The following is a 25,475-nucleotide window of genomic DNA, read 5'->3' as shown; positions in this document are numbered from 1 at the left end:
TGATCTAAAGATATTATCTGTTTTTTGCAGAGCCTCTTACACCTACGCAAGTGATCTTTAGGGTGTAAAATATTGACCTGGATGTGACCCGCCCCATGAAATGGACCAGTATCCGCACGAAGCTGATCGTCTTCCTGCTTGTGCCCACCTTAATCTGCATTATGGCTACGATGTATGTCAGCTATTCCCACACCACCAAGTCGCTGCGGGACCGGGCGGTCGATGAGAACAAGAATCTGCTCTATCAGGGCTACAAGAACATTAACAGTCTGCTGCAGGAGATCAACCGTCTGTCGCTGAACGTGTATTCTGACGGCGATTTCTACCGGCTGCTTGAAGCAGGGTACGACGATCTGTCCTCCGATATTGCCATCTATAACTCGCTCAGCTATATCTCTACCTCGCTGCCCCACCTCTCGCAGGTGTACCTGTACAGTGTGAAAGACTCGAAGGCTACGCTGATTACCGACAACACAACACCCAAGCGCTGGCTGGCTGCTGCACCCTACCACCAGTCCAGTCTGAGCGGAAGCTCTCCGGTAAGCGTGCAGAGTACGCATCTGAGCAATGCTTACGGGCTAAGGCTGCCATTAACGCAGTTCATACCGGAGCCGGTCTTTACGCTGCACCGCAGAATCGAGCGCATCCCTACCTCGCAGGCACTCGGCTATCTGTCGATTGATGTCAAGCTGGCTGCCCTCAGTGAGATTGCAGACCAGTTGTACGAGCAGGATCAGGAGAAGCTTTATCTTGTGGACAGCAGCGGCAGGCTGGTCTACAGCCATGATTCCGGATTGCTCGGCAAACCGCTGAATGCCGCCTGGTATAACAGCCAGATTGCGGACAGCACGCAGATGCAGGGTTATTTTGAACAGGACAGCTCTGTATTCATCTATCAAAAGATCGACAGCATCGGCCTCGGCTGGACGCTCGTCAAGCAGATTCCTGTCTCCTACCTGTTCCGCGAAGCCAAGGAGGCCGCCGCCATCAACCTGCTGCTGCTGGCGCTGCTGCTGGTGACGATCATTGTTCTGACGATCCTCGTCTCCTTCCGGATTACCGCGCCGATCAAGCAGTTGACCCGGTATATGAATCAGGTCCAGACCGGGAATCTCAACATTGAGATCCGCCCGGCGGGCAACGACGAGATCGGGGTGGTCACCGAGCATTTCCGCAGTATGATGGACACGATCAACAATCTCATTCTGCGGGAGTACAGACTGGAGCTGGCGAGCCGGACCAATGAGCTGAGGGCGCTCCAGTCCCAGATTAATCCGCATTTTCTGAACAACACTCTCCAGATTATCGGTACGCTGGCCCTGGAGCTGAAGGTGCCGCAGATCTACGGCCTGCTGTCGGCTCTGGCCAAAATGATGCGCTACAGCATGTACAATGATGAGAAGGTGGTTACGGTCCAGAATGAGCTGGACCATGTCAAAGCGTATATCCAGCTGCAGAAGGAGCGTTTTGAGAACAAGTTCAGCTTCCGCTGTGAGGTGGAGGAGCCGCTGCTTCAGGCGCTGATGCCCAAAATGATCCTCCAGCCGATTGTGGAGAATTACTTCAAGCACGGCTTCCAGCTTGGCCGGCAGGACGGATACATGGAGATTAACGTAACTGGACTAACCCCTGAGCGGATGGAGATCAGCATCGCCAACAATGGCCTCCCCATTCCGGCAGGCAGGCTGGAGGCGCTGCGCAAGGAGCTGGAGCAGTCCAGCACCGCTGAGGAACGGGAACTGCTGCAGAATGCCGGACAGGACAGCCCTAGCAGACGCGATGCTCCGGGCGCGGGCATCGGCCTCGGGAATGTGCTGGCCAGACTGCGGCTGGTCTGCGGGGATAACGCCCTGCTGACCGTGGATAATCTGAAGGCAGGCGGGGTAATTATCCGCCTGGAAATCGATATCGTAGTGGAGAGTGAACGGATATGAAGGCACTGATTGTAGATGACGAAGCAAGAGTCCGGAAGGCCGTCCGCCTGCTGGTGGACTGGGAGGCCCATCAGATTGAGGAGATTCTGGAGGCGGGTAACGGCAATGAGGCCATCGGCCTGATCCGCCAGGAGAAGCCTGCGCTGGTCATTATGGATATGATGATGGAGTCCGGGAGCGGCCTGGAGCTGATGACCTGGGTGGATGAATTCGCAGGCAGCACCAAGTTCATTGTGGTCAGCGGGCATAATGATTTCGACTTCGTCCGCCAGACCGTCCGCCATGGCGGCATCGATTATATCCTGAAGCCGATTGAGCCGGATATGATTAACAGCGCGGTCTCCAAGGCAGTATCCGCCTGGCGGGCCGAGGAGGCGGAACGCAGCCACCGCCAGCACCAGAGCCTCCGGCTGAATGAGATCAAGCCGATCTTCGGGGAGAAGCTGCTGTCCGCATTGATCGATGACAAGGTGAATGCCGAGGCCTCGCTGCGCCGCCTGATCCATGACGGCATCATTCCGCCGGACATTAAGATTTCACGCCTGCTCCTTGTGCAGACGGACAGCGGCAACAATCCGCTGCTGCGGCGCTTCGGCGGCGACAGCGAGCTGCTCTACTATGCCATCGTGAACATCTGCAACGAATTTTTGCAACAGCAGGGCACGGGCATAGCGTTCCGCTATTGGGGCGGGCCGCCGGAGATTGCCATCCTGCTCTGGGAGCCGCATGAATCTGTCACTTCGCTGATTAGCCGGATGAACCAGGGCATCTTCCTGACGCTGCAGTTCCGCATGCATTTCGGAATCAGCACGCCGGGCGCCTTCCCCGCGCATCTGCCGGCAGGACGCGTCGAAGCCGCCGAAGCCCTGCTGCGGCGGAATCTGTTACGGCATGAGGATTACTGCCATTTTGCGGGAGCTGAAAGCGGCCGGGGTGCGGGGGCGTCAGCAGGCGGGGGGACTGATGCGGGCGCGGGGACTCGCAAGGGGCCGGGGGCGATGCTCGGCGGGAAGCAGCTTGATAAGCGGGAGAACGCGGTCCCGCTGAGCTTCGCCGATGTCCAGGAGGACTGGCGGATGGCGGTCATCAGCGGGACGCCCGAGGCCCTGACCGCGGCGGCGCAGCACTGGACCCAGGAGCTTAGCCGCCGGGGGGTGGTTACCCCGCAGATGCTGAACGACTGGAAGGCCGATGCGCTGCTGATGCGCTCCCGTCTGGTCCGGGAAGCGCTTGGCAGCCGGGCGGCTAACGTGCTGGCTGAGCTTGAGCACGGGGACCAGCAGAACCCCTCTCCGCAGCCCAGCGGCTATTCCTTCTCCCTGTTCGCCTGGCGCGACTGGTCCCTTGCCTTCATGCAGCAGTTATCCCGTGCGCTCACGGACAGACAGCAGAAAGAGCGGAACCCGATGACGGAGATCGTAAAATACATTGAGCAGAATTACCCGTCAGATCTCTCCCTTCAGGAGGTGGCGGGCAAATTCCAGGTCAGCCGCGAGTATGTCTCACGCCGGTTCAAGCAGGAATACGGGATCAACTTCTCCGACTACATCGTCAGCGTCCGCATCGAGAAGGCCAAGCTGCTGATGCAGAATCCGGGCCTCAAGCTGGCCCAAATCTCGGAAATGATCGGCTTCCACGACGTCAAATACTTCAGCAAGGTCTTCAAAAAGCACACCGGCCATTCGCCTAAGGACTACCGGGATCAGGCGGCGCATTAAGTGAATGATGGAATCCTGCACGAAATGCAACATTTCCTTCCTGTTGGCGCATTAATTCAGCATTGTTGCAGGAAAGGCAGCATTTCTCCACCTCCCGGCGGTTCTGCGGAGCTATTCTTGTATTTTTTGCAACATTCTTCCTTTAACCCCCGGTTATCAACAATCAAAGCTGCATAATGTACAACATTTCTGCCAACTGCCCTGTCGAGGCAGAATTTCCATGCCGCGGCAGTATGGCAGTGTGGCAGTATTACGGTCTGCCTGTTGCAGATTCCCCGTACCACGCCAGAAAAGCCGCCGCCACCGCCTTGCCCGCCGCACCGTTCGGATGCGGGTCGAACTCGTCGCTCATGTATTCCGGCTTAATTCTATGGTCAGCGGGGGCCGCAACAGAGAGTACAGCAGCGATGTCGAACACGCGGTCCACCCCAGCCGGAGGGCTTGTGCGGATACATTCATTCACTTTGCGCCAATGGTTCTCCTGTTCGCCCGCGAAATTGAAAGGTGGCACCGTGCTGAGAATTACCGCTGCCTCCGGCTGTGCTTCCTTGATCCGGGAGATAATGTGCGCCAAGTCCAGAAGCAACTCATCTGCCGAACGCTGGCCGATATCCAGATCATTCACGCCCAGCACGATCAGCAACTCATCGCCCTGCTGCGCCTTATGCAGCCAGGGGCCATCGGTGGCTACATCGTAAGCCCGGCCCCAGCCGGAGCCGATATTCCACACTCCGAACTGTGTTCCCAGCCCCTCCGCAATTCTTGCCGCCCAGTGCTCATATTGATCCTTGGCGGTCCGTACCCCCTGCGTGATCGAGTCGCCCAGGAATACCAGTCTCTTCGCCACTTGTTTCTTGTAGCCCAGGAAGCTTGGAAGCACCTGCAGCTTATCCGATTCGCTGAACCCCGCCGCTGACTCCTGCGCTGCCAGTATGCCCGGCACATCGTAACCGGAGGCCAGCATTCCCTCCACATTGAAGGGGAAAGACTTGCCTGCGCCAGCCGTCTTCAAGGTCCAGGTGAAGGCCAGCATATGGTCCTCCGGCAGCTCCAGAAGCGCTTCGTCGCTCCAGAACTGCTCACCCGGCTTCACATGCCGCGACAATTCGCCGCCAAAAGTAACCGGAACCCGCGAGCCCGGCACAACGCTGCCGTCCGGCGCGGCTCCGCCATCGGCGACATATGCTGCTTCGATGCTCCACTCGCCCCCCGGTTCACTGGCTACGGCATCCGCTCCCAGGTCCCAGGTCGAATCCACCGCATTGCTGTGCCAGAACTTCAGCGTCAGCTTTCCGTTCTCCCGCAGACGGATATAGGTGCGGTACGTATGAGTGAACGGCTCCGCCGCGTTCATAATATAATTAGCGGCAGTGGACAGCGCAGTAGCAGAGGTGAACTCCGGCTGGCTCAGCACTCCGTTTGGACTATTCTCCCAATTCTCCTCTCCACCGTTCACTGTCCCACTATCCTCAATATTGTTCATAGTCATCCACTCCTTTATTCTGGTACTGCTTCTCTGGCTGATGGGCTGCGGCGGGTGGTACAGCTGATGCTATACAGTAACTTAACAGTAACTTGGCAACCCTTAAGCATCCCTTCAGCATTCCTTTGGAACCACTAATCTTGCATTCTCTGCAACAATGATGCCTGTAAAATCGGCTATTCCATTGCAATGTTGGACAAAATGCAGTAATTTCGCCCCTGATTCGTTCAGGTAAGCCGAAATGCTGCTTTTTTGACAACAATTTGCCATAGCCCTGCTCCTGCTGCGGGGATTGTTACATTTCGTGCAGGAATTAGTCCATTGTGGGTCAATGTGCGCAACAACCAGACAGCGTGCCGCCAATTTTCAAAAAGCTCCCCGATCCAGGAGACGAATGTCCCCTGTCATCAGAGAGCTTGGTTACTTAAGGGCACAGCCATATGCTAAGCCAGCGTGCGGGTGTGTTAATTTGGTCTATAGTTGTGTTAATTTAGTCTTGCGGGTGTGTTAATTCCGTCTATAGTTCACTTATTTCAGCGTAATCGTGAACGATACTGACTTCTCGCCCGCGCCCACTGTCACTGTAGTCTCATCTGCTTGCTCCGCACCCTCCACGGAGGCGATAGCGCCAAGATCCTTCACCGCCAGGGTGAATGCTTTGCCGCTGCCTTCGGCAGTTACTTTTACAGTGCTGCCGCTGCGTACAGCTTCTACCTTCAGCTCGGGAGCGCCGTGGATATCGCGTACAGTAGCCGCAGCAGACTTGCCATCCTCCAGGGAATACAGGCCGAACTTCACACCGTCTGCAAAATCATAATCCGGGCGGCTGTCCTCGCTGCCCACAGCAAGCAGGGAATTCTGGCGGACGAACAGCGGCAGGCTGAAGAAGTCATGCTTCTCCTTGCGCCATGACCCGCCCTGTACGGTCTCACCGTTCAACAGGTGTGTCCAGCGGCCAGCCGGCAGGTAGTACTTCACTTCGCCGTTCTCCTGGAAGATCGGGGCCACCAGCAGGGAATCCCCCAGCATGTACTGGCGGTCCAGCACTTCGCAGGTCGGATCTTCCGGGAATTCCATTACCATGGCCCGCATCGAGGCCCAGCCCTGCTCATGCGCCTGTCCGGCAACATCATACAGGTACGGCATCAGGCTGCATTTGAGCTTGGTGAAGAAGCGGGTAACATCCACAGCTTCGTCATCGTAAGCCCAAGGCACACGGTACGAGGTGCTGCCGTGCAGGCGGCTGTGGCTGGAGAGCAGGCCGAAGGCCAGCCAGCGCTTGAACACATGCGCCGGAGCGGTGTTCTCGAACCCGCCGATATCATGGCTCCAGAAGCCAAAGCCGGAGAGGCCGAGTGACAGGCCGCCGCGCAGGCTTTCTGCCATCGATTCATAGTCGGCATAGCAGTCACCGCCCCAGTGAACCGGGAACTGCTGGCCGCCAGCGGTAGCGGAACGTGCGAACACGGCCGCTTCATTTTTACCGAGCTTCTCTTCGAGCACTTCAAAGACAACCTTGTTATACAACTGGGTATAGTAGTTATGCATCTTGTAAGGATCGGAGCCGTCAAAGTATACAACATCGGTCGGAATCCGTTCGCCGAAGTCGGTCTTGAAGCTGTCTACGCCCATATCCACCAGGTCACGCAGGTAACCGGCATACCATTCACAAGCCGCAGGGTTCGTGAAGTCCACCAGTCCCATACCTGCTTGCCAGAGGTCCGTCTGATAGACGTCGCCGTTGGCTTTTTTGAGCAGATAACCGTTCTTGCGGCCTTCTTCAAACAGCGGGGAGCGCTGTCCGATATAGGAGTTGATCCATACGCAAATCTTCAGGCCTTTGTCATGAAGACGCTTCAGCATACCCACCGGGTCCGGGAATACACGGGAATCCCACTGGAAATCCGTCCATTGATATTCACGCATCCAGAAGCAGTCGAAGTGGAACACATGCAGCGGCAGATCGCGCTCCGCCATCCCTTCCACGAAGGAGTTCACCGTAGCTTCATCGTAGTCTGTAGTGAATGAAGTCGTCAGCCACAGGCCGAAGGTCCAAGCCGGAGGCAGCGCAGGCTTGCCGGTCAGGGAGGTGTATTTGGTGATGACCTCTTTAATCGTCGGTCCTTCAATCACGAAGTATTCCAGGCTCTCTCCGGCTACGCTGAACTGGGCCTTCTTCACCTTCTCAGACGCAATCTCATACGATACAAGTTCTGGCTGGTTCACGAAAACGCCGTACCCCTTGCTCGTCACATAGAACGGAACGTTCTTGTACGCCTGCTCAGAGCTTGTACCGCCGTCTTTGTTCCACAAATCAACCACCTGGCCGTTTTTGACAAAAGCCGTAAAGCGCTCGCCCAGACCATACACAAATTCACCAATGCCCAGATCCAGCTCTTCACGCATGAACGTGTTGCCGTCCTGATCCGTGATGTAGGCCATCGATTTGTAACCGCTACCGGTAATCCGCTCGTCGCCGCGGTAAAAGTCCACAGACCAGTGAGTGCCCTTGTTGATGACCACGCGGAGTCCGCCGCTGATCAGCACCGTCTGCGCCTCTGTCTCCTCGATTTCCACATGATCGCCGGTTCCCTCTGTCAGCTCGAACGAAGGTCCGCGTGGAATAACGCCGTCGTTATGAATGATTTTGACGCCTACCACGCCCGGAAGCGGGGAATGGAATTTCACAGTCAGCAGTGTGGAGTTGAGTGTCGCCGAACGTCCCGTGATGGGAGTCGTCTGTGTGATCGCAGTCAGGCCTTCCTCTGTTTTTTCTACCACATAGTTCTGCACTGCACCATTGATTGTAATTCCGTCACGAACCAGCCATAAGCCGTCTGTAAATTTCATATGTGCACTTGCCACCCTTCGATTTGGTGTATATAGTTGCATTATACCGATAATAAAATCCCAAAACTAATAATATATAGCTCATTTATAACACTATTTTGACGTCATCAGACAAGGAGGCCCCTAATGGACCGTACCTCGCAGCGCTTGCTCAAAGAAGACCGCGAACACGGGGATATCATGTTCCCCCTGGCTGCCTACTGGATCGACCTTCCCGCCGGAGCACATGTCCTGGACACCCACTGGCATGAGGAAGCCGAGTTCTTCCTGCTGCTGGAAGGCGAGATTCTGTTTCAGGTGGACACCGACTATTTCACGCTTCGCCCCGGTGAGGCTGTGTTCATTGAATCCGGGGATATCCATGCTGCATACGCGCTTACGGAGATCCCCTGCCGCTTCTGCGCCCTTGTCTTCCACCCCGACCTGCTGGCCAGCGCCCAATATGATACCATCCAGCAGAGTGTTATTCTGCCGCTACAGGAGAAACGCCAGAGCTTTCCGCGCCACCTCACCCCTTCCGTTCCCTGGCAGGCGGAGCTGCTGCTGCATCTGAACCACATGATGAAGGCCTATGATCAACAAATGCCCGGATTCGAAGCCTTTATGAAAGGAACCCTGCTGATTATGCTCTCACAGCTTGCGCAGCCGGGGCGCTTCGTCAACCACAGCCAGTCCGAAGGCGCGGAACCCACGAAGATTGACCGCCTGAAGCGGGTAATTCTCTATATCCAGGACAACTACCAGGAGCCGATCCGTACCCGTGACCTGTCGGGGCTGATTCCGATGAGCGAAGGGCAATTCTGCCGGTTTTTCAAAAGCATGACCCGCAAGACCCCCGTCGATTACATCAACTCCTACCGGGTCCGCCAGGCCGCAGCCCTGCTGAAGCAGGGGGACCGCAAAATCTCCGATATTGCCATGGATGTCGGCTTCGACAACGTCAGCTACTTCATCAAAGTGTTCCGCAGAGTCATGAATTGCTCACCTTCGGAATTCCGCAAGGACGCCGGTCCCTTCGCCGGGCAGAACCAGCTTTATCCTTAGGCTGAACCCCGCCGCATACTTTTTCCTGCTTACGGATGCCCGGATACGTTTAAGGTAGTGTATGGATGACCACGGCACCTGCCGCTTCAGCGGTGGCCTAATGGCTCATTCCGGTGGACATGCCGTCCCCACTAATCTACTTACAGGAGGCAGATCTTCATGAATCAACATGTTACCTTGCCAATTGAGGTACAGGACTTCTACAACGCAGTGAACCAATACCAGCCCGACGCTCTGATCGAATTGTTCGCTCCCGGCGCTACTGTGAAGGATAACGGGAAGTCGGCCGAAGGCACAGAAGCCATTGCGGCTTGGGCAGAATCCGAGCTATTCTCTGCTAAAGTCCGCTTTACTATTATGGAAATTGAAGAAATCCAGGGCCGCATTGCGGTGACCGCTGAGATGGAGGGAGAGTTCAATAAGAACCGTGTTCCCGCCCCGCAGCAGTTCACCCATGAATTCAAGGTACACGGCGGTACAATCAGCGAGCTGATCATCACGCTAAAATAAGCGTATAGTGTTCCTCCCTAACAAAAGAGGCTGTCCCGTAAGTCAGATATGACTAGGGACAGCCTTTTTTTGTTCAACCCGCCTTACGAACCACAATGAAGCAAGTACTATCCGGCAAGTGCACCGGCTCTCCGCTCTCGTCCATGATCACAACCCGGTCCTGTAGCGCCTCCGTGTACCCCTCCTGCAAGTAATGACGGAAGACCTCTATCTTAGCCCGGTCCCCCAGCGTCTGCTGAATAAATGCGGTGTACTGCGAAGGTGTGAAGTAACCGAACTGCTCCTGAACCTCATGAATGTAGGCTTCCTCCCCCCAAGTGTAGGTATAGAGGAATTCCATCGCATCGTTCACCGGAATCAGGACTTCCTGTTCGCCCAGCTGTTCATAACGGATTTTCCGTCCGGCAAAATCCTTCGCGTACCGCTCCAGCCACGCCATCCCGTCCCCCTCCAGGAACCGCACTCTGCGCCGCTCCTCCTCCGGCTCGCTCATAATCCCGTCGCGGATAATGATCGTCCCGCCGTCTGCCAGCACATCGAAGGCGCTGGTCAGGGCTGCTGCCACCGTGCCGTAATTGAACTTCCGGCCGTCCAGCGGCACATAGGAATACAGCTCATGCAGAATCGATGAGAAGATCACCGTGTCCACCGTGCCCGGCTCCACGTAATCCTTCAGGTTCAGCGCATCGCCCTGGAGCACCTCCCAGCGGCGGTCCTCCCGCTGCTTGCGCTGCCGCAGCACTTCGATCACATTGCTGGAGATATCAATTCCCACCGGCACCACCTCCGGCATCCGCTCCTCAATCAGATCAAGCAGCACCCCGCCGCCAGGGCCGATATCCAGCACCTTCCGTCCAGTGACATAGTCCAGAATGACCGCCTTATAATCTGCCGTATCATTCATCTGGCTTAGGTACGTGTCTTCATTGTGGAAGCGGTCGAAGGCATCCCGCCGCAGATCGAACAGGTCGAACAGCAGCAGGACTGCCCGTTCATACAGTGCTGACTTCTCCGCCTCCATACAGAACTCAATCAGCTTCTCCGCTGCCGCTGAGAACTCGAACTGGAAGAATAGCGTATCCGGCAGATGCTCCTTGCCCAGCAGCCGGTGCGTAAGATGCGGGTTGCCGCCGGAAGGCTTCACGCCGCTGTAGATCTCCTCCCAGCTCAGCTCCGAGAGATACTTCTCAATAATCCGTTTCTTATAGACGTTGATCTTCTTGCTGCCTTTATAGTCATAATGAATACTGTTCATGACCGCCTCGAAGCTCAGATGGCTCAAATGGCTTAGCTGAAGCGGGCTGCTGCCGGCCACCAGACTCATGACCTTCAGGAACTGCTCCAGCGAGAAGGTCTGGAGCGCCGATTCCACATACCAGAAGGTGGCAGGCTGCAGCGGCTCCAGCGCAGCAGGCAGGAAGCCCTCCTGCACCAGTCCGTCCCAGTCCGTCTCATAATCCTCCCCCTGCGCAATGGACCCGGCGCGCATTCTCCGCAGACGCTCCTTCATCGGGATCTCAGGCTGCAGATTTCCTGAAGCAATTACAGCAATCAGCTCCATGACCTGCAGGCGGACCTCCTGCCACAGCTCCGGGGACACCGCAGCAATGATGCAGTGATTCAGTGCGAACAGCAGCCGCTCCAGCTCCTCTGCGCCCAGCAGTCCCTGCTCCACCATTGCGGACAACGGAAGATTGACGGAAGGCGGAACCTCGCCGCGGATTTGCTGTCCAATCAACCCATGAGTCTCGATCAGCGTATGTATAACCCGTCTTTTCTCAGCAGAGCCTGCCTCCTCCTGCTCCACACCTTCCGCATATCGCTGGTACAACTCCGCGGAGCCAATGTTATGAACGAAGATATTCACGCCCTCTTCCTGCCAGCTCCGGCGCTGACGGAGAGTCCCGCCCTTGGCCGTCTCCGACCAGATCAGCGTCTCCTCGGCCAGCTCCTTGATCCAATACGACAGCGGCAGACTGTCCAGCACCCGCAGGCTCCGCTCTACATAATCCAGCACCGGATTCTGCTGCGCAAGCGACTGCAGCGATTCTACCCGCTCCAGGTTCACAATCGTCTGCTCTGCCTGCACGATGTACTCCAGCCACGGATAGCCTTCTCCGGCAGGCCCCCCTCCTTCACGATACGCCTCTATAGCCCTTAATGATTTCAGCATTTGCATGCCTCCCTAGTAATAGCAATCTATATACAATAGCCCATGTGCTTCAGGTTTGAATCAGAGAGTCCGCAGAATGCAACAAACCGCAAGCTTCTGGATAGAAGCCTGCGGCGGCGAAGAGCTCTTGTTCAATTATATCATTTCACACCTGCCATGAACTCTCTGTAATCCTTGGCAATCTCTTTGGACAGCGTATGATGCAGATAATGGCCGCCTTTGAGCGGCACCAGCTTACCGTACACGGAATCCTTTACCTGTTCTTCATGCAGCTGCATCCAGCCCTCAACATCGGTATTATTCGACTGTACGAACAGCAGCAGCGGAAGCTCTTTGGGGAAGGACAGCGCCTGGGCTGCGATGAAATTCTCCTTGAAATGCTTGCTCTCATTCACGACAGTGTCATTGTTTGAGTTCTTGGTGGCGATTATTTTCATCTGCTGCTTGGTAGGCTCGTCGAACGCAAGCCCAGCATACGGGTCGCCGCCTATCTTTTGGAACAATCTCACAATGCCGGATTTGTCGAGGAATTTAAGCGTCCCCACCGGTATTTCATCGTCCAAGCCTCCTTGGGTCGGCACACTGCTGTCGATCCCTACAAAAGCCTGCACTTCATCCTTATACTTGTTCACATAATCCAGTCCGTAGATTCCGGCAACGGAATGCCCCATGAGCGTGTAACGCTTGATTCCAAGCTGCTGCAGCGCTTCATGAATCTCACTGACGATATTGTCTGAGGTCCGTTCCTTCTCTGTCCGGTCACTTAAGCCATAGCCGAACGGCTCCACCACGGCTACTTTATAATAAGGAGACAGCTCGTCTACCAGCGGTTTGAAATCAAGCGCCGGAGCGCCGGTGCCATAACCTGTCAGCAGCACCACGGTCTCCTCACCCGATCCCTGGACAAGTACGTTCATCTTCTTGCCATCGACTGGCACAAGCTGCCCATACGGCTCAATCTTCTTCAGCTCCGATTTGCTGCTAATGATATTGACCACAAATACTACAGCAAAAAACAATACGATCACAATCATCAATGCCGCTATAGACTTAAGCAGGATTCTGAGTGCTTTTTTCATTATACAATCACCTGTCCCTATGAATCGGATGTACTGCCTTGATGAAGTGCTAAGGATAGTATATATAATGAAAATGTACTCTCCGTGACGGTAATATGAACGGAGGATGAACGGTGTAATAATCTAATCTGCCGGTGTATTCAGCGGCAGCGTTACAATGAAGCTTGTGCCTGCGCCTAGCTCACTCTCGACCCGGATATCTCCTTGATGAAGCAGGACGATCTGCTTCACGATGGCCAGCCCCATCCCGCTGCCGTTATACTTGTTGCTGTGGGAGCGGTCCGCCTTGAAGAAGCGTTCGAAGATCCGCTTCTGGTCCTCGGGAGCGACCCCGATGCCGGTGTCGGATACACGAACGGTTACACTTTTATTATCTTGCTTCGTATGGACACTGATTACTCCCCCATCCCCGGAGAACTTAATGCTGTTGCCCAGCAGGTTCGTCCATACCTGGCTCAACAGGTCATAATCCGCCGTCAGCGTGGCAGCCGTCAGCTGAAGATCGAAGTTGATGCGCCGGGCCGACCATTGCGGCTGAAGAGCAACAATCACGCGCCGGATCTGTTCATCCAGGCTGAAGGTGGTGAACCGGAGCTGCTGGGACTGCGATTCAAGCAGACTCAGCTTCAGCAGGCTGTCGCTCATCTTGGACATCCGTTCGGCTTCCCCGATGATGATATCGATATAGCGGCCCCGCTCGCTCTCTGGAATATTCATCTGCTTCAGCGCCAGGGCATAGCCGGAGATGGAGGTCAGCGGCGACTGCACCTCATGAGATACATTCGACACGAAGTCACGGCGCATCTGCTCCAGCTGCTGCAGATCATGCGTCATCTCCTCGAAGCTGCGCGCGAGGGCGCCCAGCTCTCCCTTTTGCTTGATATTCAGCTTCACGTTGAAGTCCCCGGCTGCGATCCTGCGCGTCGCGTTGGTCAGCTTCTTAATCGGCCGGACCACGAACATGGCCGCCACCAAGATCACGAGACTCCCGGATAACAGCGAATACACCACGAAATTCACCAGCCATTTCAGCACAAAGGCGGAAGAGGGGGCGCCGACAGGCTCTACGAACAACGCTTTTTTTCCCGTATCCGTAGTTAATTTCAGCCCCAGCAGGCTGATGGAGATGCCCGTCGGATTGACCTGAACGATGGTTCCGGCCAGCACCTGCTTCACTTGCTCGGCGGTCACGGTCTCCAGCTTCATTCCGGCAGGCCCGCCATAAGACTTAACCCCGCCGTTCGCATCGTAAATCCGCACATGGTAGGTCTCAAGCTGCTTCATGCCGCTTACGAACTTGTCGGCTTCAGTCAGCGGGAAGGCATCATAGATCTGTACGACATCTTGTGCGAAGCGCATCAGTTGAACCTGCAGATTCTCGTTCAATTCATCTTTGTATATCCAGATCGCCAGATTGAAGGAGATCACTGTCCCCCCGATTACGGAGATCAGATAGGTCAGGACCACACGGGTATAGAGCGATTTGATCATTCAGTAACCTCAAGCCGGTAGCCAAGCCCCCGTACAGTCTCGATTCGAAAATCCGGCGAAGCCGCAAACCGTTCACGCAGGCGCTTAATATGTACATCTATCGTCCGGTCATCCCCTGAGTAGTCAATGCCCCAGATCTGGTCGATCAGTTGCTCGCGGGTATAGACCTGACCTGGTGTTCCGGCCAGCTTATACAGCAGCTCGAACTCTTTAAGCGGCAGGGACAGCGCTTCTGTCCCGTTCATCACCTTGTAGGTCTGCCGGTCCAGCGTTACCTCTCCGATACGGATTATATGTGATTTTCCGATTCCGAAGCGCTTCAGCAAAGCCCTGACGCGGACCGTCAGCTCCAGCGGATCGAAGGGCTTGGTCAGATAATCATCGGTCCCCAGATCGAATCCCTTCACCTTCTCCCAGGTCTCCGCTTTTGCCGTCAGCATTAACAGCGGCAGCTCCGGGTCCGCTCTGCGAAGCTCCTTGCACAGCGCCCAGCCGTCCATCACCGGCATCATAATATCCAGGATGACCAGATCCACCTGCGTTCTGGCATAGACCGCCAGCGCCTCTTGGCCGTCTGCCGCTTCAGCGGTATCGAATCCGTCATTGCGCAGAAATAGGCAGACAAGCTCGCGGATATTCGCATCGTCGTCTGCAACAAGTATAGTAGGCATCTATTCCCTCTTTTCGTATGATCCAGCCTTATAAATATATCTCTCTACCCTCTAGCATCACCCTGCTGCCTTGCCGGTATGCACCGACACCGACACCCACTCCGGCCTAGGGCTCCAGCTAGGTGCCGAACCGCTGCCGGTAGCCGCATTTACGGCACAGCTCCTCAACAGCCTCCCGGCGCGAGAAGCCATAGAACAGATTGTTCGCCCGTTCCCCCTCGACAATCTCGGAGAACGGCTGATCATGAATATTGCCGAGGTTGATCACCCCTTCGCCATCCAGACAGCACGGCACAACGGTGCCGTCTACCAGGACCGCCGCCTGGCTGCGCAGCGCATGGCAGAAGCCCTTGCCGTCATCCTCCGGCTCATGCAGCGCCGGCCATCTGAATTCATGATCTTGGTTCAGGTACACGCGCGGAGCAATCTTCACGCCGCTGCCGGGCACCACCTTCTCCTCAATCCTGTAGTCGAGTCCGAAGGCCTCCTCCAGCAGAGCCAGCGTCTCGCGGTTACGCTCCTTCTCCAGGTTGGTCCGGTTGTCCTCCGTCAGGTTCCAGAGCCGGAACGAGACAATGACGCCCTGAGCAGAGATCTCCCGGACAAACTGGATAATCTCTGTAAGATAGCCCTCACGGTTCTCCGAGCCTGCATGGCCGTCGAAGCTGTGCAGCGAGAAGTTCATCTGCCGCAGTGCCGGCTTGCCGAGCAGCTTCGGCCCTGCTTTACGGATCAGCGTGCCGTTGGTCGTAATATTGACCTTGAAGCCCTTGGCATGCGCGGCATCCAGCAGCTCGCCCAGCTTCGGATGCAGCAGCGGCTCGCCTTTGACATGCAGATAGATATGATTGCTATGCGGTTTGATCTCATCAAGAATGGTATTGAACGTCTCCAGCTTCATGAAATTCTTCTGCCGCTCCGTGGGCGGACAGAAGCTGCAGGCCAGGTTGCAGACGCTTGTGATCTCGATGTATACCTTTTTGAACGTCTTCAAGTTCCGCTCCCCATTTCATCCAAAGTGTAGCTTCAGCTTCAATATTATAAGGCCAAACTGCCCGTGCTCCTACAGATCCGAGGCGTAACGCAGACCGATCTGGGCTCTCGCCTCTTCCATCAGCTCTGCCACCGCCAGGGAATTGGCGTGGCTGTTGGTCGCGCTCTCCCGCTGACCGCTCTTCAGCAGATGGATGAACTCCTGCACCTCATAATACATCGGCTCGAACACCTGAGGCAGCGTAAGCTCCTCGACGGTTCCGTCGCGGTAGTGGATTTTGACCTGATAAGGCTGGTTGATCTTGTCGATGACCATCGTTCCGTTCTCGCCCTGAATCTCAGCAGGCAGATAGGAATCGGCAATCTTGGAATGCATGACCACCGCGTCCATGTCCTGGTAACGCATAACCATACTGCCTTCCCCGTCCACTCCCGAAGCGAGCATCAGCCCAACGGCCTTGACCGAATCCGGCTTGCCGAACAACGCGACCATCGGATATAAGCAATAGATGCCCAGATCCATCAGCGAGCCATTGGAATATTCAGGATTGAATGCGTTCAGCACCGTCCCCTGGCGGTAAGCATCATACCTCGAAGAGTATTGACAATAGCCTGCGAAGTAGCGCCGGACTTGACCCAGCTTATATAAGTTATCCCGGATCACGCCAAAATTCGGCATGAACGTGGATTTCATCGCTTCCATGAACAGCACATCATTGCTGCGCGCTGCTTCAATCATCGCCTTCAGCTCCCGGCTGTTGGAGGCCGCCGGCTTCTCGCAGATCACATGCTTGCCATGGTTCAGACAGATCAATGAATGCTCCGCATGCATCGAGTTGGGGCTGGCGATATAGATTGCGTCCACCTCTGCGCTTGCTACCATCGCCTCCAGATCCGTATAGATCGAAGCCCCGGCATACTTAGCGGCAAAAGCCTGTCCCTTCTCCTCTGTGCGGGAATACACGGCCGTAAGCAGAAACTCTTCATGCTCAAGTCCCGCCTGTATAAAGCGGTCTGTAATCCAGTTAGTTCCTACAACCCCGAAACGAATAGTCATGAATGATCCCGTCCTTTTCCCAAATATAAGAATTTATATGTTTCACGCTATGCATTATCCTTCTATTTCTCTCCGAAACGGTACCGTCCTTTAAAAGTAAGGCAAAGCCGTTTCCACTTGAAGTATAAGCTATAACTGTTATTTTCTCATTCCATGATAGGTATGTCCACTTATATACCGTAATTTCCGACAAATTCCGCTAGATTTCACTTGTGAAAAAAAACACCTGCGGATAAGCACAGGATTTACCTTGAATCGGCCAACGCCGCTCGGACCACGAGGCCATTCGTCCAGCCGTTACCTCTTGGGGGCCATGCATTAATCTCAGGCAGAATCATCCCCCACAATGGAGCCATGCATATACTCCCACAGAGCTGTTCCACTCCAACCTAGCCTTGCATCCCCTCCCATCGAGCCGTTCCAATCCCAACCTAGCCTTGCATCTCCTCCCATCGAGCCATTCCACTCCCAACCTATCCTTGCATCTCCTCCCATCGAGCCATTCCACTCCAACCTAGCCTTGCATCTCCTCCCATCGAGCCATTCTACTCCAACCTAGCCTTGCATCTCCCACAGTCGACCCTGCAAATGTACTTCGTACAATAGAATCCGGTGTAAAGCTCCCCTTTTGCTATTCTGCTGTATTTCGTACAACAGAATTCGGAGTTTGGGCCTGTAGCAGGCCTTCCCCCATAAATCTGCTGTATCAAATACATTAGAATCGATTTTAGAGGTGTTTTTGGGAAGTTCTACTGCACAAAATGCAATCACCCGACTGGTGGGGGCAGGTTATGCGTAGTGGGCAACGAGCAGAGCGCAATAGCAGTGGGCAGTTGGGTACTGACTGTGCGCAGAGCAAACATTTGGAGATAGTTGTAGTCTGTGCAATTATAAACAGCGAATATGAAGGATTTCATTTTCTAACTGTAGTCTGTACAACTAAATCTCCCCGAATGGGCGAGAACCCAGTTATAGTAGGATTTTAATTGCACCAAATACAGCTAAACAGATATTCGGCGACACATCAGGCGATTTAGTTGTACATACTGCAACTCAGCATCCCCCTTGCACCTTAACCGTGGCACAGCAAACCCTCAGTAAGCGATTAGTTAACGTCCTTCTCACAAATTCACATCTGATTCGCTACTGCGGACAGCGCACGTACTATCCAGTGTCCCACAATACGAGCGACAGCAAACAGCCCCCGCTCATCCCGGCGGGGGCTGTCTCCATAATGCGGACGGGCCAGACTGGCCCCGGCTCGCTATTTTACCCGTAAAAAGCCACAAGCTGGCGCACGATCTCCGCCTTATCATGATCGACCACGACCTGATGCTGCGGCAGCTCGAACAGGGCGGCGATCGGCGCCGGGAACTCCTGCTTGATGCCGGTCAAGGCAATCGCCTCATCGAACTTGGCCGGGTGCGCTGTAGCATAAGCAATGCTTATCTCGTCCGGCGCACTGAACTTCTCGTAAGCGGCTACGCCACATGCCGTATGCGGGTCGAGCAGATAGCCGGATTCCTGCTGGTACTTGCTGATGATCTCCAGACACTGTGCGTTCTTTACGCCCAGCGCGGAGAAATCTGCCTGTACCCGGGCCAGCAGCTCGCCGTCCACCGTAATCGCGCCCTCGCTCTGCAAGGCTGCCATGTACCCGGACAGCTTCTCCGCATCCTCGTCCAGCAGATAATACAGATAGCGTTCGAAGTTGCTCGCCACCTGGATATCCATCGACGGGCTGTAGGTGCCCGTGAAGCTGCCCGGCTTGTATTCGCCGGTGACCACGAACCGTTCGAGAATGTTGTTCTCGTTGGTGGCGATGATCAGCTTGTGGATCGGCAGACCCATTCGCTGCGCCAGGAAGCCTGAGAAAATATTGCCGAAGTTGCCCGAAGGCACGCTGATATTGACCTTCTTCTGATCGCTTCCCGGAAGCTGCAGATAAGCATGGAAATAATAGACCGTCTGCGCCAGAATGCGCACGAAGTTAATCGAGTTAATTGCCCGCAGGTGATACCGTCCCTTGAAGTCGAGATCGGCGAACAGCTCCTTGATAATCTTTTGGCAATCGTCGAAGTTGCCCTCTACGGACAGGTTCAGCACATTGCTGTCATCTACGGTAGTCATTTGCAGCTCCTGCACCTTGCTGACCTTGCCGTGCGGATGAAGGATACAGATCTTGATGCCTTCCTTGCCGCGCACACCCTGAATGGCCGCAGCACCGGTATCGCCGGAGGTCGCCCCGAGAATATGGATAATTTCGCCCCGCACCTTGGCAATATAGGAATACAGCTCGCCCATGAACTGCAGCGCCACATCCTTGAAGGCAAACGTCGGCCCATGGAACAGCTCCAGCACGTACAGAGAATCGTTCACCCGGTGCAGTGGCGTGACTTCCGGAGCGCGGAAGTTGCCATAGCTGGTGTAGACCATTTTTTTCAAGTCATCATAGGGAATTTCATCATTGGTATAGTAGGAGAAAATCTCAAGGAACAGCTCCTGAAAGCTCAGGCTTCTCCATTCCTCCAGCTTCTCCGGGGAAATCACCGGAATCTCAGCCGGCACCATCAACCCGCCGTCATCCGCCAGCCCCATCAGAACCGTATCAATAAAGCCTCTGGCCGCTACCTTGCCTCTTGTGCTTATATACTCCATACCCGTCTCATCCTCCTGAACACCCTCTTTATTTACTGTACATAGTACCACGTTTACGCGTTAAAGTCCGCTGATTCTATAAGATTAAGGCCCCCGGGGCTATTTGCCCTGAAGCTCTTTCCAGACGGTTTTGTTGCTGTACTTCTTCTCTGTGCTGACATCCAGGCCGAACCATTCCGGGGCCACGAAGCCTTCCGCCTCCTCCAGCGAATCGAACTCTACCTCAAGCACGGTAAGCTCCAGCTGGGTGTAGAGATCAATCTCCACCGTTGTGCCGTTCCATACGCCTGTAATGCGGGTTTTGACCAGCGGGATAGCCTTCGCCATCTCAATCATCTGGTTATACAAGCCTGCGGAAATGAAATATTCAATCTCCTGGCGGCTGATGCCCTTGCCATCCTTGAACGTATGCGTGTAAGTAACCTCGCCCGTGTCCAGATCCGTGATCTTCCGCACCCGCAGCTCCTGCCCGTCCTCAATTGCAAGATACGTCTGGTCAATACTGTGACGGGTCAGCACCTTCAGCTGTCCTTCTTCAATCAGCCGCTCCGGGTATTCCGGCAGCAGGAATTTGCGTTCAATCTCCATAGCCATGCTGTTTCTCTCCTCTGTGTGCGAGCTTTACGCGAGCGTTAATGTTACATATTATTTATCATCATAGGGGCGGGTCATACGCAAGTCAACCGGAGGGATTAGATTCGCCGGGAAAAAAATCCTATACCTTCTGTCCGCCTAAGGCATGAATGTTACTCGCTCCCCAGGCTACAATCTCTTCAATTAACGGAACCAATTCCTGCCCGGAGGGGGTAAGGGAATATTCGACGCGCGGAGGCACCTCATGATATTGCTCACGGTGGATAATCCCGTAGTCGATGAGATCCTTCAGACAATGGGTCAGGGTTGTTCCGGTGATGCCGTTCAGCCTTCTTTTTAGTTCGTTATACCGGATCGGCCCCTCTTCGCTCAGTAAAGCGAGGATAGGCAGATTCCATTTTCCGCCGATGACATGAAAAGCAAAGGTGGCGGGGCACATCTGCGTTAAGTCAACCTCATATTTCATAGGGATTCCTCCATTAGTATATTTTATATACCAGGTATTAAAAACAATAGTACTTGTTAATCTGATGCCAGATATTATAATCATACTACAAGTAGAAACGGAGGAGGTAACCCCTTATTATGAATACAAATCCAATGATCTGTGATCTGAAGACAGGTGTATGCGGGGTCAGCGACGATGAGGCTACACAAATTATAGATTTCAATCCCCAGCAGCAGCCCAAAGTTACTCTCTATTATGCGACTGATCCGATCTGTTCACACTGCTGGGCCATCGAGCCTACCCTGAACCGGTTTATCCAGCAATATGGCAAGTACTTTCATTTACAGCCTCTGATGGGCGGATTATTAGCCGGGTGGAACGGCTTTGCTGACAAGGCAAATGGAATACAGCAGCCCTCCGATGTAGCGGGACATTGGAAGGAAGTCGGAGAGCATTACCGCATGCCTATTGACGGTACCCTATGGCTGAATAATCCGATCATGTCCTCTTATCCGCCCTCCCGAGTGTTCAAGGTTATCCAGCAGAGACATCCGGGGAAGGAACTGGCCTACTTGCGGAGCGCCAGAGAAGCTGTCTTCGTCTTCAACCGGAATATCGGGGAAGACGAGGTCCTCGCGGATATTGTGGATAGTCTGGGATTACCCGGCGATGAGATCGTTGAGGCCGCAGGTCTGGAAGCAGCGCAGGAGCTGCTGGAAGCAGATTTCCAAAAGGCAGCCCAGCTTGGCGTACGCGGCTTCCCGACCCTTGTCATGGTCAATGAAGAGAACCAAGGCCTCAAGCTCGTCGGTTCCCGGACACTGCAAAACTACGTAGATGCACTGCAGCAGCTTATCCCTGAGCCGCTTGCTCCTGCTGATGTCCCGGCTATGCCTGAGCTGCTGGCCGAAGGACATCTTCTCTTCTCCAGAGAAATTGAAGCCATGTACGATATCAATCCAGAGGAAGTGGAGGCCTTCACCGCCGCTGCACTTCCCGAGCAGTCTTACCGCACGCGGCAGATCCTGGGTGAGATGTTCATCGAACCAGCCTGAAGACGGCCATCCTTTCATTTACAATCAACAAACAGCGATCCCCTTCATCGGAGGATCGCTGTTTGTTTGATTATACTGAATCATGATGCCCATATACTGAATTATGATGCCCATGCGGACTGAGTCCGCAAACCGGCTGTGGGTGAGGGGAGCCATGGCTCCAAAGGTGATTCCACGCTGCGGCGGAATCACAGTTGCGGGCAAGTCCACGGTTGCGGAAGTGTCTGCATCTGCGTGAAAGTTCGTGATTAGATATAATCCGCCATCGAACGGACTACGAGTCCTGTCGGCGCTGCCGGGATGAAGTCGCCTCCTCCATTGCCACTGCTTCTAAGCGAGAACTTGACCGTCTTCGGCTCGCCCGGCAACAGATCGAAGTAATTATCGGAGAAGATCCCCTCTTCTTCCACCGTCAGGTGCACGCCCCGCGCCAGTACATCGCTGCTTAGCGTGAAGCTCTGCCCGCCGCTTCCCGGTACCTCGCTCACTGTGATAACCGGCTGGCTCAGCGGAATATCCTTGGCAGCCGCGAAGTAATGCTCCTTGCGCTCCAGCACCTGCCTTGCCTCCGGCACCTGCCCGCTCTCCAGCAGGGAAGCTATCAGCAGCACCTGAGCCGGTTCGCGGCCCTCCAACACTTCGGCCAGCGGCAGCGTGAAGACCACAGCCGACGAATCCGCAGCGAGGGTTACCGGCTGTGACCATTCGCGCAGCAGCGCGCCGCTGATATCATGCAGCCGCAGCACCAGCTCTGCGTCCAATGCCTCCCGCCGGTCAGACACCCCATAGACCTTGACGCTCTCCCCATCTGTGCTGTCTACAGACAGCAGCACCTCCTGGAAGCTGCGGCGCACCGTATATTGCAGCGCCTTCCAGCGCCCATAATAATCCATGCCCGCCCAGGAGGCTACCGGCCAGCAGTCATTCATCTGCCAGTACAGTGTGCCCATGCAATAAGGCTTGTTACGGCGGTGACTCTCCATAGCCATGCGGATCGCCTCGGCCTGAAGCATCTGGCTCATGTACAGGAAGCCCCGGAAATCCTTCGGCTGCGGCAGGTACATATCCATATATTCCTTAATCAGCTGATTGCCCGATCCGTTCTTCTGATGGGCCAGCATTACCTTCGATTCCAGCTCCAGCTCCTCTTCCTCTGCATAGCTCAGCACCGACTTCAGCTCCGGGAAGGACTGGAAGCCGTATTCGCTCATAAAGCGGCCGACCTTGAGATTATAGTTCTCGAACGGCTCCTTGGCGTGCCAGACACCCCAATAGTGGATATCCCCGTCGCCCATAATCCGCGTGGCATGCTGATCCAGACCACCAGTGAGATCGCGCAGCGGTGAGGAAGGCCAGTAGTCCATACCCGGATGGTTCGCAGCCACGGCTTCCGGCAGAATCCGGTGGAAAATCTCTTCATAAGCCCGCCAGAGGGTCTCCCTGATCTCAGCCGTATATCCTTCCTTCCAGCCCCAGCCCATGTACTCCTCATACTGCGACCAGGCCGAGTCAATCTCATTGTTCCCGCACCAGAGTGCGATACAAGGGTGGTTACGCAATTTACGGACATTATATACCGCTTCTGTGCGGACATTATTCAGGAACGCCTCATCGCCCGGGTACATGCTGCAGGCGAACATGAAATCCTGCCAGACCAGCAGCCCGTATTCATCACACAGCCGGTAGAACACTTCTTCTTCATAGAAGCCGCCGCCCCACACCCGCAGCATATTCATATTGGATGCCACGGCCGTGGCAATCTCATGGCGGTAACGTTCTTCCGTAACCTCTGTAATGAAGCTGTCGTTCGGGATATGATTGGCACCCTTGGCGAAGACCGGCACCCCGTTCAGCTCAAAATGGAACGAAGCCCCCTGCGCATCCGGCTTACGCACCAGCTTGATTTCCCGAATTCCCGTCGTTACCTCCGATACCGCTATAGCCTCCGCTCCTTGCAGCAGCTCTGCACGGAAATCGTACAGCTCCGGTGTGCCCAGGCCATTGCACCACCACAGGCGCGGGCGGTCAATTACCAGCTCAAGCTCTAGCATCTGCTTGCCCGGAACGAGCGTAACCGCCTTCATCCATTCCTGCCCTTCAGTGCTCACGCGCAGCATCCCGTTCCATGCTTCCGGCGCGTCCGCCTCAATCACGGCCGTCAGCCGGGCCTCCTGCTCATTCACCGCATGCTGGCGAATGTACAGATCCTCAATCGCCGTAACGTTACGGCCTGTCAGCATAGCTTCCCGCCAGATCCCGCTGGTCAGGAATCGGGGACCCCAGTCCCAGCCGTAGTGATACGGTGCTTTGCGGGCAAATACACTGATCCGCTGCTCCTGAAGACCACCTAACTCAGACTGGTCATTAGGTGCAGGCAGAGCGTAGCCCAGCGCCGCCAGCTTCGGCAGATCCTCCGTCACCACCGAGCGGAAGACGATGCGGATTTCATTCTCACCCGCCCGCAGCAGCCCCTTCACATTCACGGTCCAGGACAGGAACATATTGTCTGCGGACAAGGCATGAACTCCGTTTACATACACATCGGCATACGTATCCAGCCCGGCGAACACCAGCTCAGTTACCGCCAGCGTCTGCCATGCCTCTTCTAATACAAATCCGGTTCTGTATTCCCAGTCCTTTTTATCAATCCATTGCAGCTCATGCTCATTCGTTCCATAGAAGGGCTGATCGATAACGCCATTGCGCAGCAGATCCGTATGCACCGTTCCCGGTACAACAGCCGTAAGCCATTCTTCATCTCCGCAGGCTCTGAATTCCCAGTTCGACAGGTCGATTTGTAGTTGCTTCATAGTTCCTCCTATACTGTTTTTGCGCACTACGGCGCTTAGCTACCCTCATTATATTTTGTTATAATTACGTTAGCAATAACAATATTTTAAGCAGCTACAATACAAACAAAACAATCATCCCATCAAAACCTCTCAACCACATGTCCCACTATATCAAGCCCCAATCACCGATTTACCATTTGTTATTTTTGTTATCTTCCCCCTGCGCTTACTTCTGCTTCTGCTGCTCTTCATGCTCCTTAATCACCTGCTCCGTCCCAAGCAGTATCAGCCTCAGGCCGAATTCAAAGGCCCCATCGGTCCCCAGCAGCTCGAACAGTCCGTTCTTGAACATCCTGCGGAACAACCCAACCTCCTTCTCGCTCATCGACTCCATCAGGCGAAGCAGTTCCTCGCCCGGCGGCTCCTGCTGTTCCTTAACCATCATGGAGACATTGCGCTCATGCTCATAATCATCCAGCACGAAGAAGAACACGAAGTTCACAAGTGTAGTAACCACCTGCACCTTCTGCGCCTCCTCAAGCGGCGTGGATTCCACACAGTGCAGCATCCGGTTGTTGAAGCGGATAATATCCGGCTCGTGGGGCAGTGTCATCATCATAAGCTGCGTAGAGCAGGAATACCGGCTGAGCACACTCCGTACCGTTACCGCAAATTCTGTCAGCTGCTCCTTCCAGTCGCCCTCCGGGCGGTGCTCCTCCAGGATGACTCTGGAGATGTGGTTGGCCAGCCGCTGGTACAGGTTCTGCTTGCTCTTGAAATACCAATACAGCGAGGGAGCCTGAATCCCCAGCCGGTCCGCCAGCCGCCGCATACTGAATTTCTCGATGCCCTCCTCCCTGAGAAGCTCCCATGAAGCCTCCAGAATCCGGTCCTCCGAGATTTGAGGTTGTGCTTTTTTCATCGC

The 25,475-nt window shown here is 54.9% G+C and carries 19 protein-coding genes; 6 read left to right on the top strand and 13 right to left on the bottom strand.

The genetic code is table 11. The features are described from left to right. Positions 1–95 precede the first annotated feature (95 nt). Both NST43_RS02820 and NST43_RS02815 read left to right on the top strand, forming a co-directional pair. Positions 96–1,934, top strand: a complete 1,839-nt coding sequence (locus NST43_RS02820; RefSeq protein ID WP_339222420.1) for a histidine kinase — start codon at positions 96–98, stop codon at positions 1,932–1,934. Then, a complete protein-coding gene (locus NST43_RS02815) occupies positions 1,931–3,652 on the top strand; it encodes a helix-turn-helix domain-containing protein (protein ID WP_339222419.1) in 1,722 nt (573 codons plus the stop codon). Before NST43_RS02820 ends, NST43_RS02815 begins: the two co-directional genes overlap by 4 nt. A 250-nt stretch (positions 3,653–3,902) precedes the next feature. Here NST43_RS02815 and NST43_RS02810 read toward each other — a convergent pair whose 3' ends face one another. Together NST43_RS02810 and yicI are read right to left on the bottom strand one after the other, a co-directional pair. After that, the gene (locus tag NST43_RS02810) at positions 3,903–5,135 is read right to left on the bottom strand and encodes an SGNH/GDSL hydrolase family protein (RefSeq protein ID WP_339222417.1); all 1,233 of its coding nucleotides are present in this window, start codon (positions 5,133–5,135) and stop codon (positions 3,903–3,905) included. 528 nt (positions 5,136–5,663) lie between these two features. After that, the gene (gene yicI, locus NST43_RS02805; RefSeq protein ID WP_339222416.1) at positions 5,664–7,985 is read right to left on the bottom strand and encodes an alpha-xylosidase; all 2,322 of its coding nucleotides are present in this window, start codon (positions 7,983–7,985) and stop codon (positions 5,664–5,666) included. A 126-nt stretch (positions 7,986–8,111) separates the two neighbouring features. On the opposite strand from yicI, the gene NST43_RS02800 reads away from it, so the two are divergent. Next, a complete protein-coding gene (locus tag NST43_RS02800; protein ID WP_339222414.1) occupies positions 8,112–9,029 on the top strand; it encodes an AraC family transcriptional regulator in 918 nt (305 codons plus the stop codon). A 159-nt stretch (positions 9,030–9,188) separates the two neighbouring features. Then, positions 9,189–9,539 (top strand): nuclear transport factor 2 family protein, encoded by a 351-nt coding sequence (locus NST43_RS02795; RefSeq protein ID WP_339222413.1) that lies wholly within the window; start codon positions 9,189–9,191, stop codon positions 9,537–9,539. A 73-nt stretch (positions 9,540–9,612) separates the two neighbouring features. Here the strand turns inward: NST43_RS02795 and NST43_RS02790 are convergent, their stop codons facing one another. From NST43_RS02790 to NST43_RS02750, 9 genes are all read right to left on the bottom strand, one after another. Then, entirely contained in the window at positions 9,613–11,712 is a 2,100-nt protein-coding gene (locus NST43_RS02790) for a class I SAM-dependent methyltransferase (RefSeq protein ID WP_339222412.1), read from the bottom strand. A gap of 140 nt (positions 11,713–11,852) precedes the next feature. Next, on the bottom strand, positions 11,853–12,791 hold the full coding sequence (locus NST43_RS02785; RefSeq protein WP_339222410.1) for an alpha/beta hydrolase: 939 nt from the start codon (positions 12,789–12,791) through the stop codon (positions 11,853–11,855). A gap of 123 nt (positions 12,792–12,914) precedes the next feature. Next, the gene (locus tag NST43_RS02780) at positions 12,915–14,282 is read right to left on the bottom strand and encodes a HAMP domain-containing sensor histidine kinase (RefSeq protein ID WP_209992190.1); all 1,368 of its coding nucleotides are present in this window, start codon (positions 14,280–14,282) and stop codon (positions 12,915–12,917) included. Beyond that, positions 14,279–14,953, bottom strand: a complete 675-nt coding sequence (locus tag NST43_RS02775) for a response regulator transcription factor (protein ID WP_209992191.1) — start codon at positions 14,951–14,953, stop codon at positions 14,279–14,281. The genes NST43_RS02780 and NST43_RS02775 overlap by 4 nt, the downstream gene beginning before the upstream one ends. 118 nt (positions 14,954–15,071) lie before the next feature. Next, positions 15,072–15,947, bottom strand: a complete 876-nt coding sequence (locus NST43_RS02770) for a radical SAM/SPASM domain-containing protein (protein WP_339222409.1) — start codon at positions 15,945–15,947, stop codon at positions 15,072–15,074. 69 nt (positions 15,948–16,016) lie between these two features. Further along, complete coding sequence (locus NST43_RS02765) at positions 16,017–17,003, bottom strand: Gfo/Idh/MocA family oxidoreductase (protein WP_339222407.1); 987 nt, start codon at positions 17,001–17,003, stop codon at positions 16,017–16,019. A 1,269-nt stretch (positions 17,004–18,272) separates the two neighbouring features. After that, entirely contained in the window at positions 18,273–19,661 is a 1,389-nt protein-coding gene (gene thrC / locus NST43_RS02760; RefSeq protein ID WP_339222405.1) for a threonine synthase, read from the bottom strand. Positions 19,662–19,760: 99 nt separating this feature from the next. After that, positions 19,761–20,255 (bottom strand): CYTH domain-containing protein, encoded by a 495-nt coding sequence (locus NST43_RS02755; RefSeq protein WP_339222403.1) that lies wholly within the window; start codon positions 20,253–20,255, stop codon positions 19,761–19,763. Between the two features lie 121 nt (positions 20,256–20,376). Continuing rightward, a complete protein-coding gene (locus tag NST43_RS02750; RefSeq protein ID WP_339222402.1) occupies positions 20,377–20,721 on the bottom strand; it encodes a helix-turn-helix domain-containing protein in 345 nt (114 codons plus the stop codon). A gap of 119 nt (positions 20,722–20,840) precedes the next feature. On the opposite strand from NST43_RS02750, the gene NST43_RS02745 reads away from it, so the two are divergent. Together NST43_RS02745 and NST43_RS02740 are read left to right on the top strand one after the other, a co-directional pair. Continuing rightward, positions 20,841–21,758, top strand: coding sequence for a DsbA family protein (locus NST43_RS02745; protein WP_339222400.1), 918 nt, complete (start codon positions 20,841–20,843; stop codon positions 21,756–21,758). A gap of 112 nt (positions 21,759–21,870) precedes the next feature. Then, entirely contained in the window at positions 21,871–21,996 is a 126-nt protein-coding gene (locus NST43_RS02740; protein WP_339222398.1) for a hypothetical protein, read from the top strand. 10 nt (positions 21,997–22,006) lie between these two features. Here NST43_RS02740 and NST43_RS02735 read toward each other — a convergent pair whose 3' ends face one another. Beyond that, positions 22,007–24,568 carry a glycoside hydrolase family 2 protein gene (locus NST43_RS02735; protein ID WP_339222397.1) on the bottom strand — a complete coding sequence of 854 codons (2,562 nt, stop codon included), beginning with the start codon at positions 24,566–24,568 and terminating at the stop codon, positions 22,007–22,009. Positions 24,569–24,776: 208 nt separating this feature from the next. Further along, positions 24,777–25,472, bottom strand: coding sequence for a TetR family transcriptional regulator (locus NST43_RS02730; RefSeq protein WP_339222396.1), 696 nt, complete (start codon positions 25,470–25,472; stop codon positions 24,777–24,779). Positions 25,473–25,475: the final 3 nt, after the last annotated feature.

The organism is Paenibacillus sp. FSL H8-0332 (assembly GCF_037963835.1).
Taxonomy (GTDB): domain Bacteria; phylum Bacillota; class Bacilli; order Paenibacillales; family Paenibacillaceae; genus Paenibacillus_AQ; species Paenibacillus_AQ rhizoplanae.
The sequence above is the reverse complement of the archived record's forward strand: the minus strand, read 5'-3'. Positions and strand labels throughout refer to the sequence as shown.

Coding starts and splice junctions, on each gene's coding strand:
- NST43_RS02735 (WP_339222397.1), bottom strand. CDS start 24,568: ATGAAGCAACTACAAATCGACCTGTCGAACTGGGAATTCAGAGCCTGC.
- NST43_RS02800 (WP_339222414.1), top strand. CDS start 8,112: ATGGACCGTACCTCGCAGCGCTTGCTCAAAGAAGACCGCGAACACGGG.
- NST43_RS02795 (WP_339222413.1), top strand. CDS start 9,189: ATGAATCAACATGTTACCTTGCCAATTGAGGTACAGGACTTCTACAAC.
- NST43_RS02815 (WP_339222419.1), top strand. CDS start 1,931: ATGAAGGCACTGATTGTAGATGACGAAGCAAGAGTCCGGAAGGCCGTC.
- NST43_RS02785 (WP_339222410.1), bottom strand. CDS start 12,791: ATGAAAAAAGCACTCAGAATCCTGCTTAAGTCTATAGCGGCATTGATG.
- NST43_RS02750 (WP_339222402.1), bottom strand. CDS start 20,721: ATGAAATATGAGGTTGACTTAACGCAGATGTGCCCCGCCACCTTTGCT.
- thrC (WP_339222405.1), bottom strand. CDS start 19,661: ATGGAGTATATAAGCACAAGAGGCAAGGTAGCGGCCAGAGGCTTTATT.
- NST43_RS02820 (WP_339222420.1), top strand. CDS start 96: ATGAAATGGACCAGTATCCGCACGAAGCTGATCGTCTTCCTGCTTGTG.
- NST43_RS02745 (WP_339222400.1), top strand. CDS start 20,841: ATGAATACAAATCCAATGATCTGTGATCTGAAGACAGGTGTATGCGGG.
- yicI (WP_339222416.1), bottom strand. CDS start 7,985: ATGAAATTTACAGACGGCTTATGGCTGGTTCGTGACGGAATTACAATC.
- NST43_RS02765 (WP_339222407.1), bottom strand. CDS start 17,003: ATGACTATTCGTTTCGGGGTTGTAGGAACTAACTGGATTACAGACCGC.
- NST43_RS02755 (WP_339222403.1), bottom strand. CDS start 20,255: ATGGCTATGGAGATTGAACGCAAATTCCTGCTGCCGGAATACCCGGAG.
- NST43_RS02740 (WP_339222398.1), top strand. CDS start 21,871: ATGCGGACTGAGTCCGCAAACCGGCTGTGGGTGAGGGGAGCCATGGCT.
- NST43_RS02730 (WP_339222396.1), bottom strand. CDS start 25,472: ATGAAAAAAGCACAACCTCAAATCTCGGAGGACCGGATTCTGGAGGCT.
- NST43_RS02810 (WP_339222417.1), bottom strand. CDS start 5,135: ATGAACAATATTGAGGATAGTGGGACAGTGAACGGTGGAGAGGAGAAT.
- NST43_RS02775 (WP_209992191.1), bottom strand. CDS start 14,953: ATGCCTACTATACTTGTTGCAGACGACGATGCGAATATCCGCGAGCTT.
- NST43_RS02790 (WP_339222412.1), bottom strand. CDS start 11,712: ATGCTGAAATCATTAAGGGCTATAGAGGCGTATCGTGAAGGAGGGGGG.
- NST43_RS02780 (WP_209992190.1), bottom strand. CDS start 14,282: ATGATCAAATCGCTCTATACCCGTGTGGTCCTGACCTATCTGATCTCC.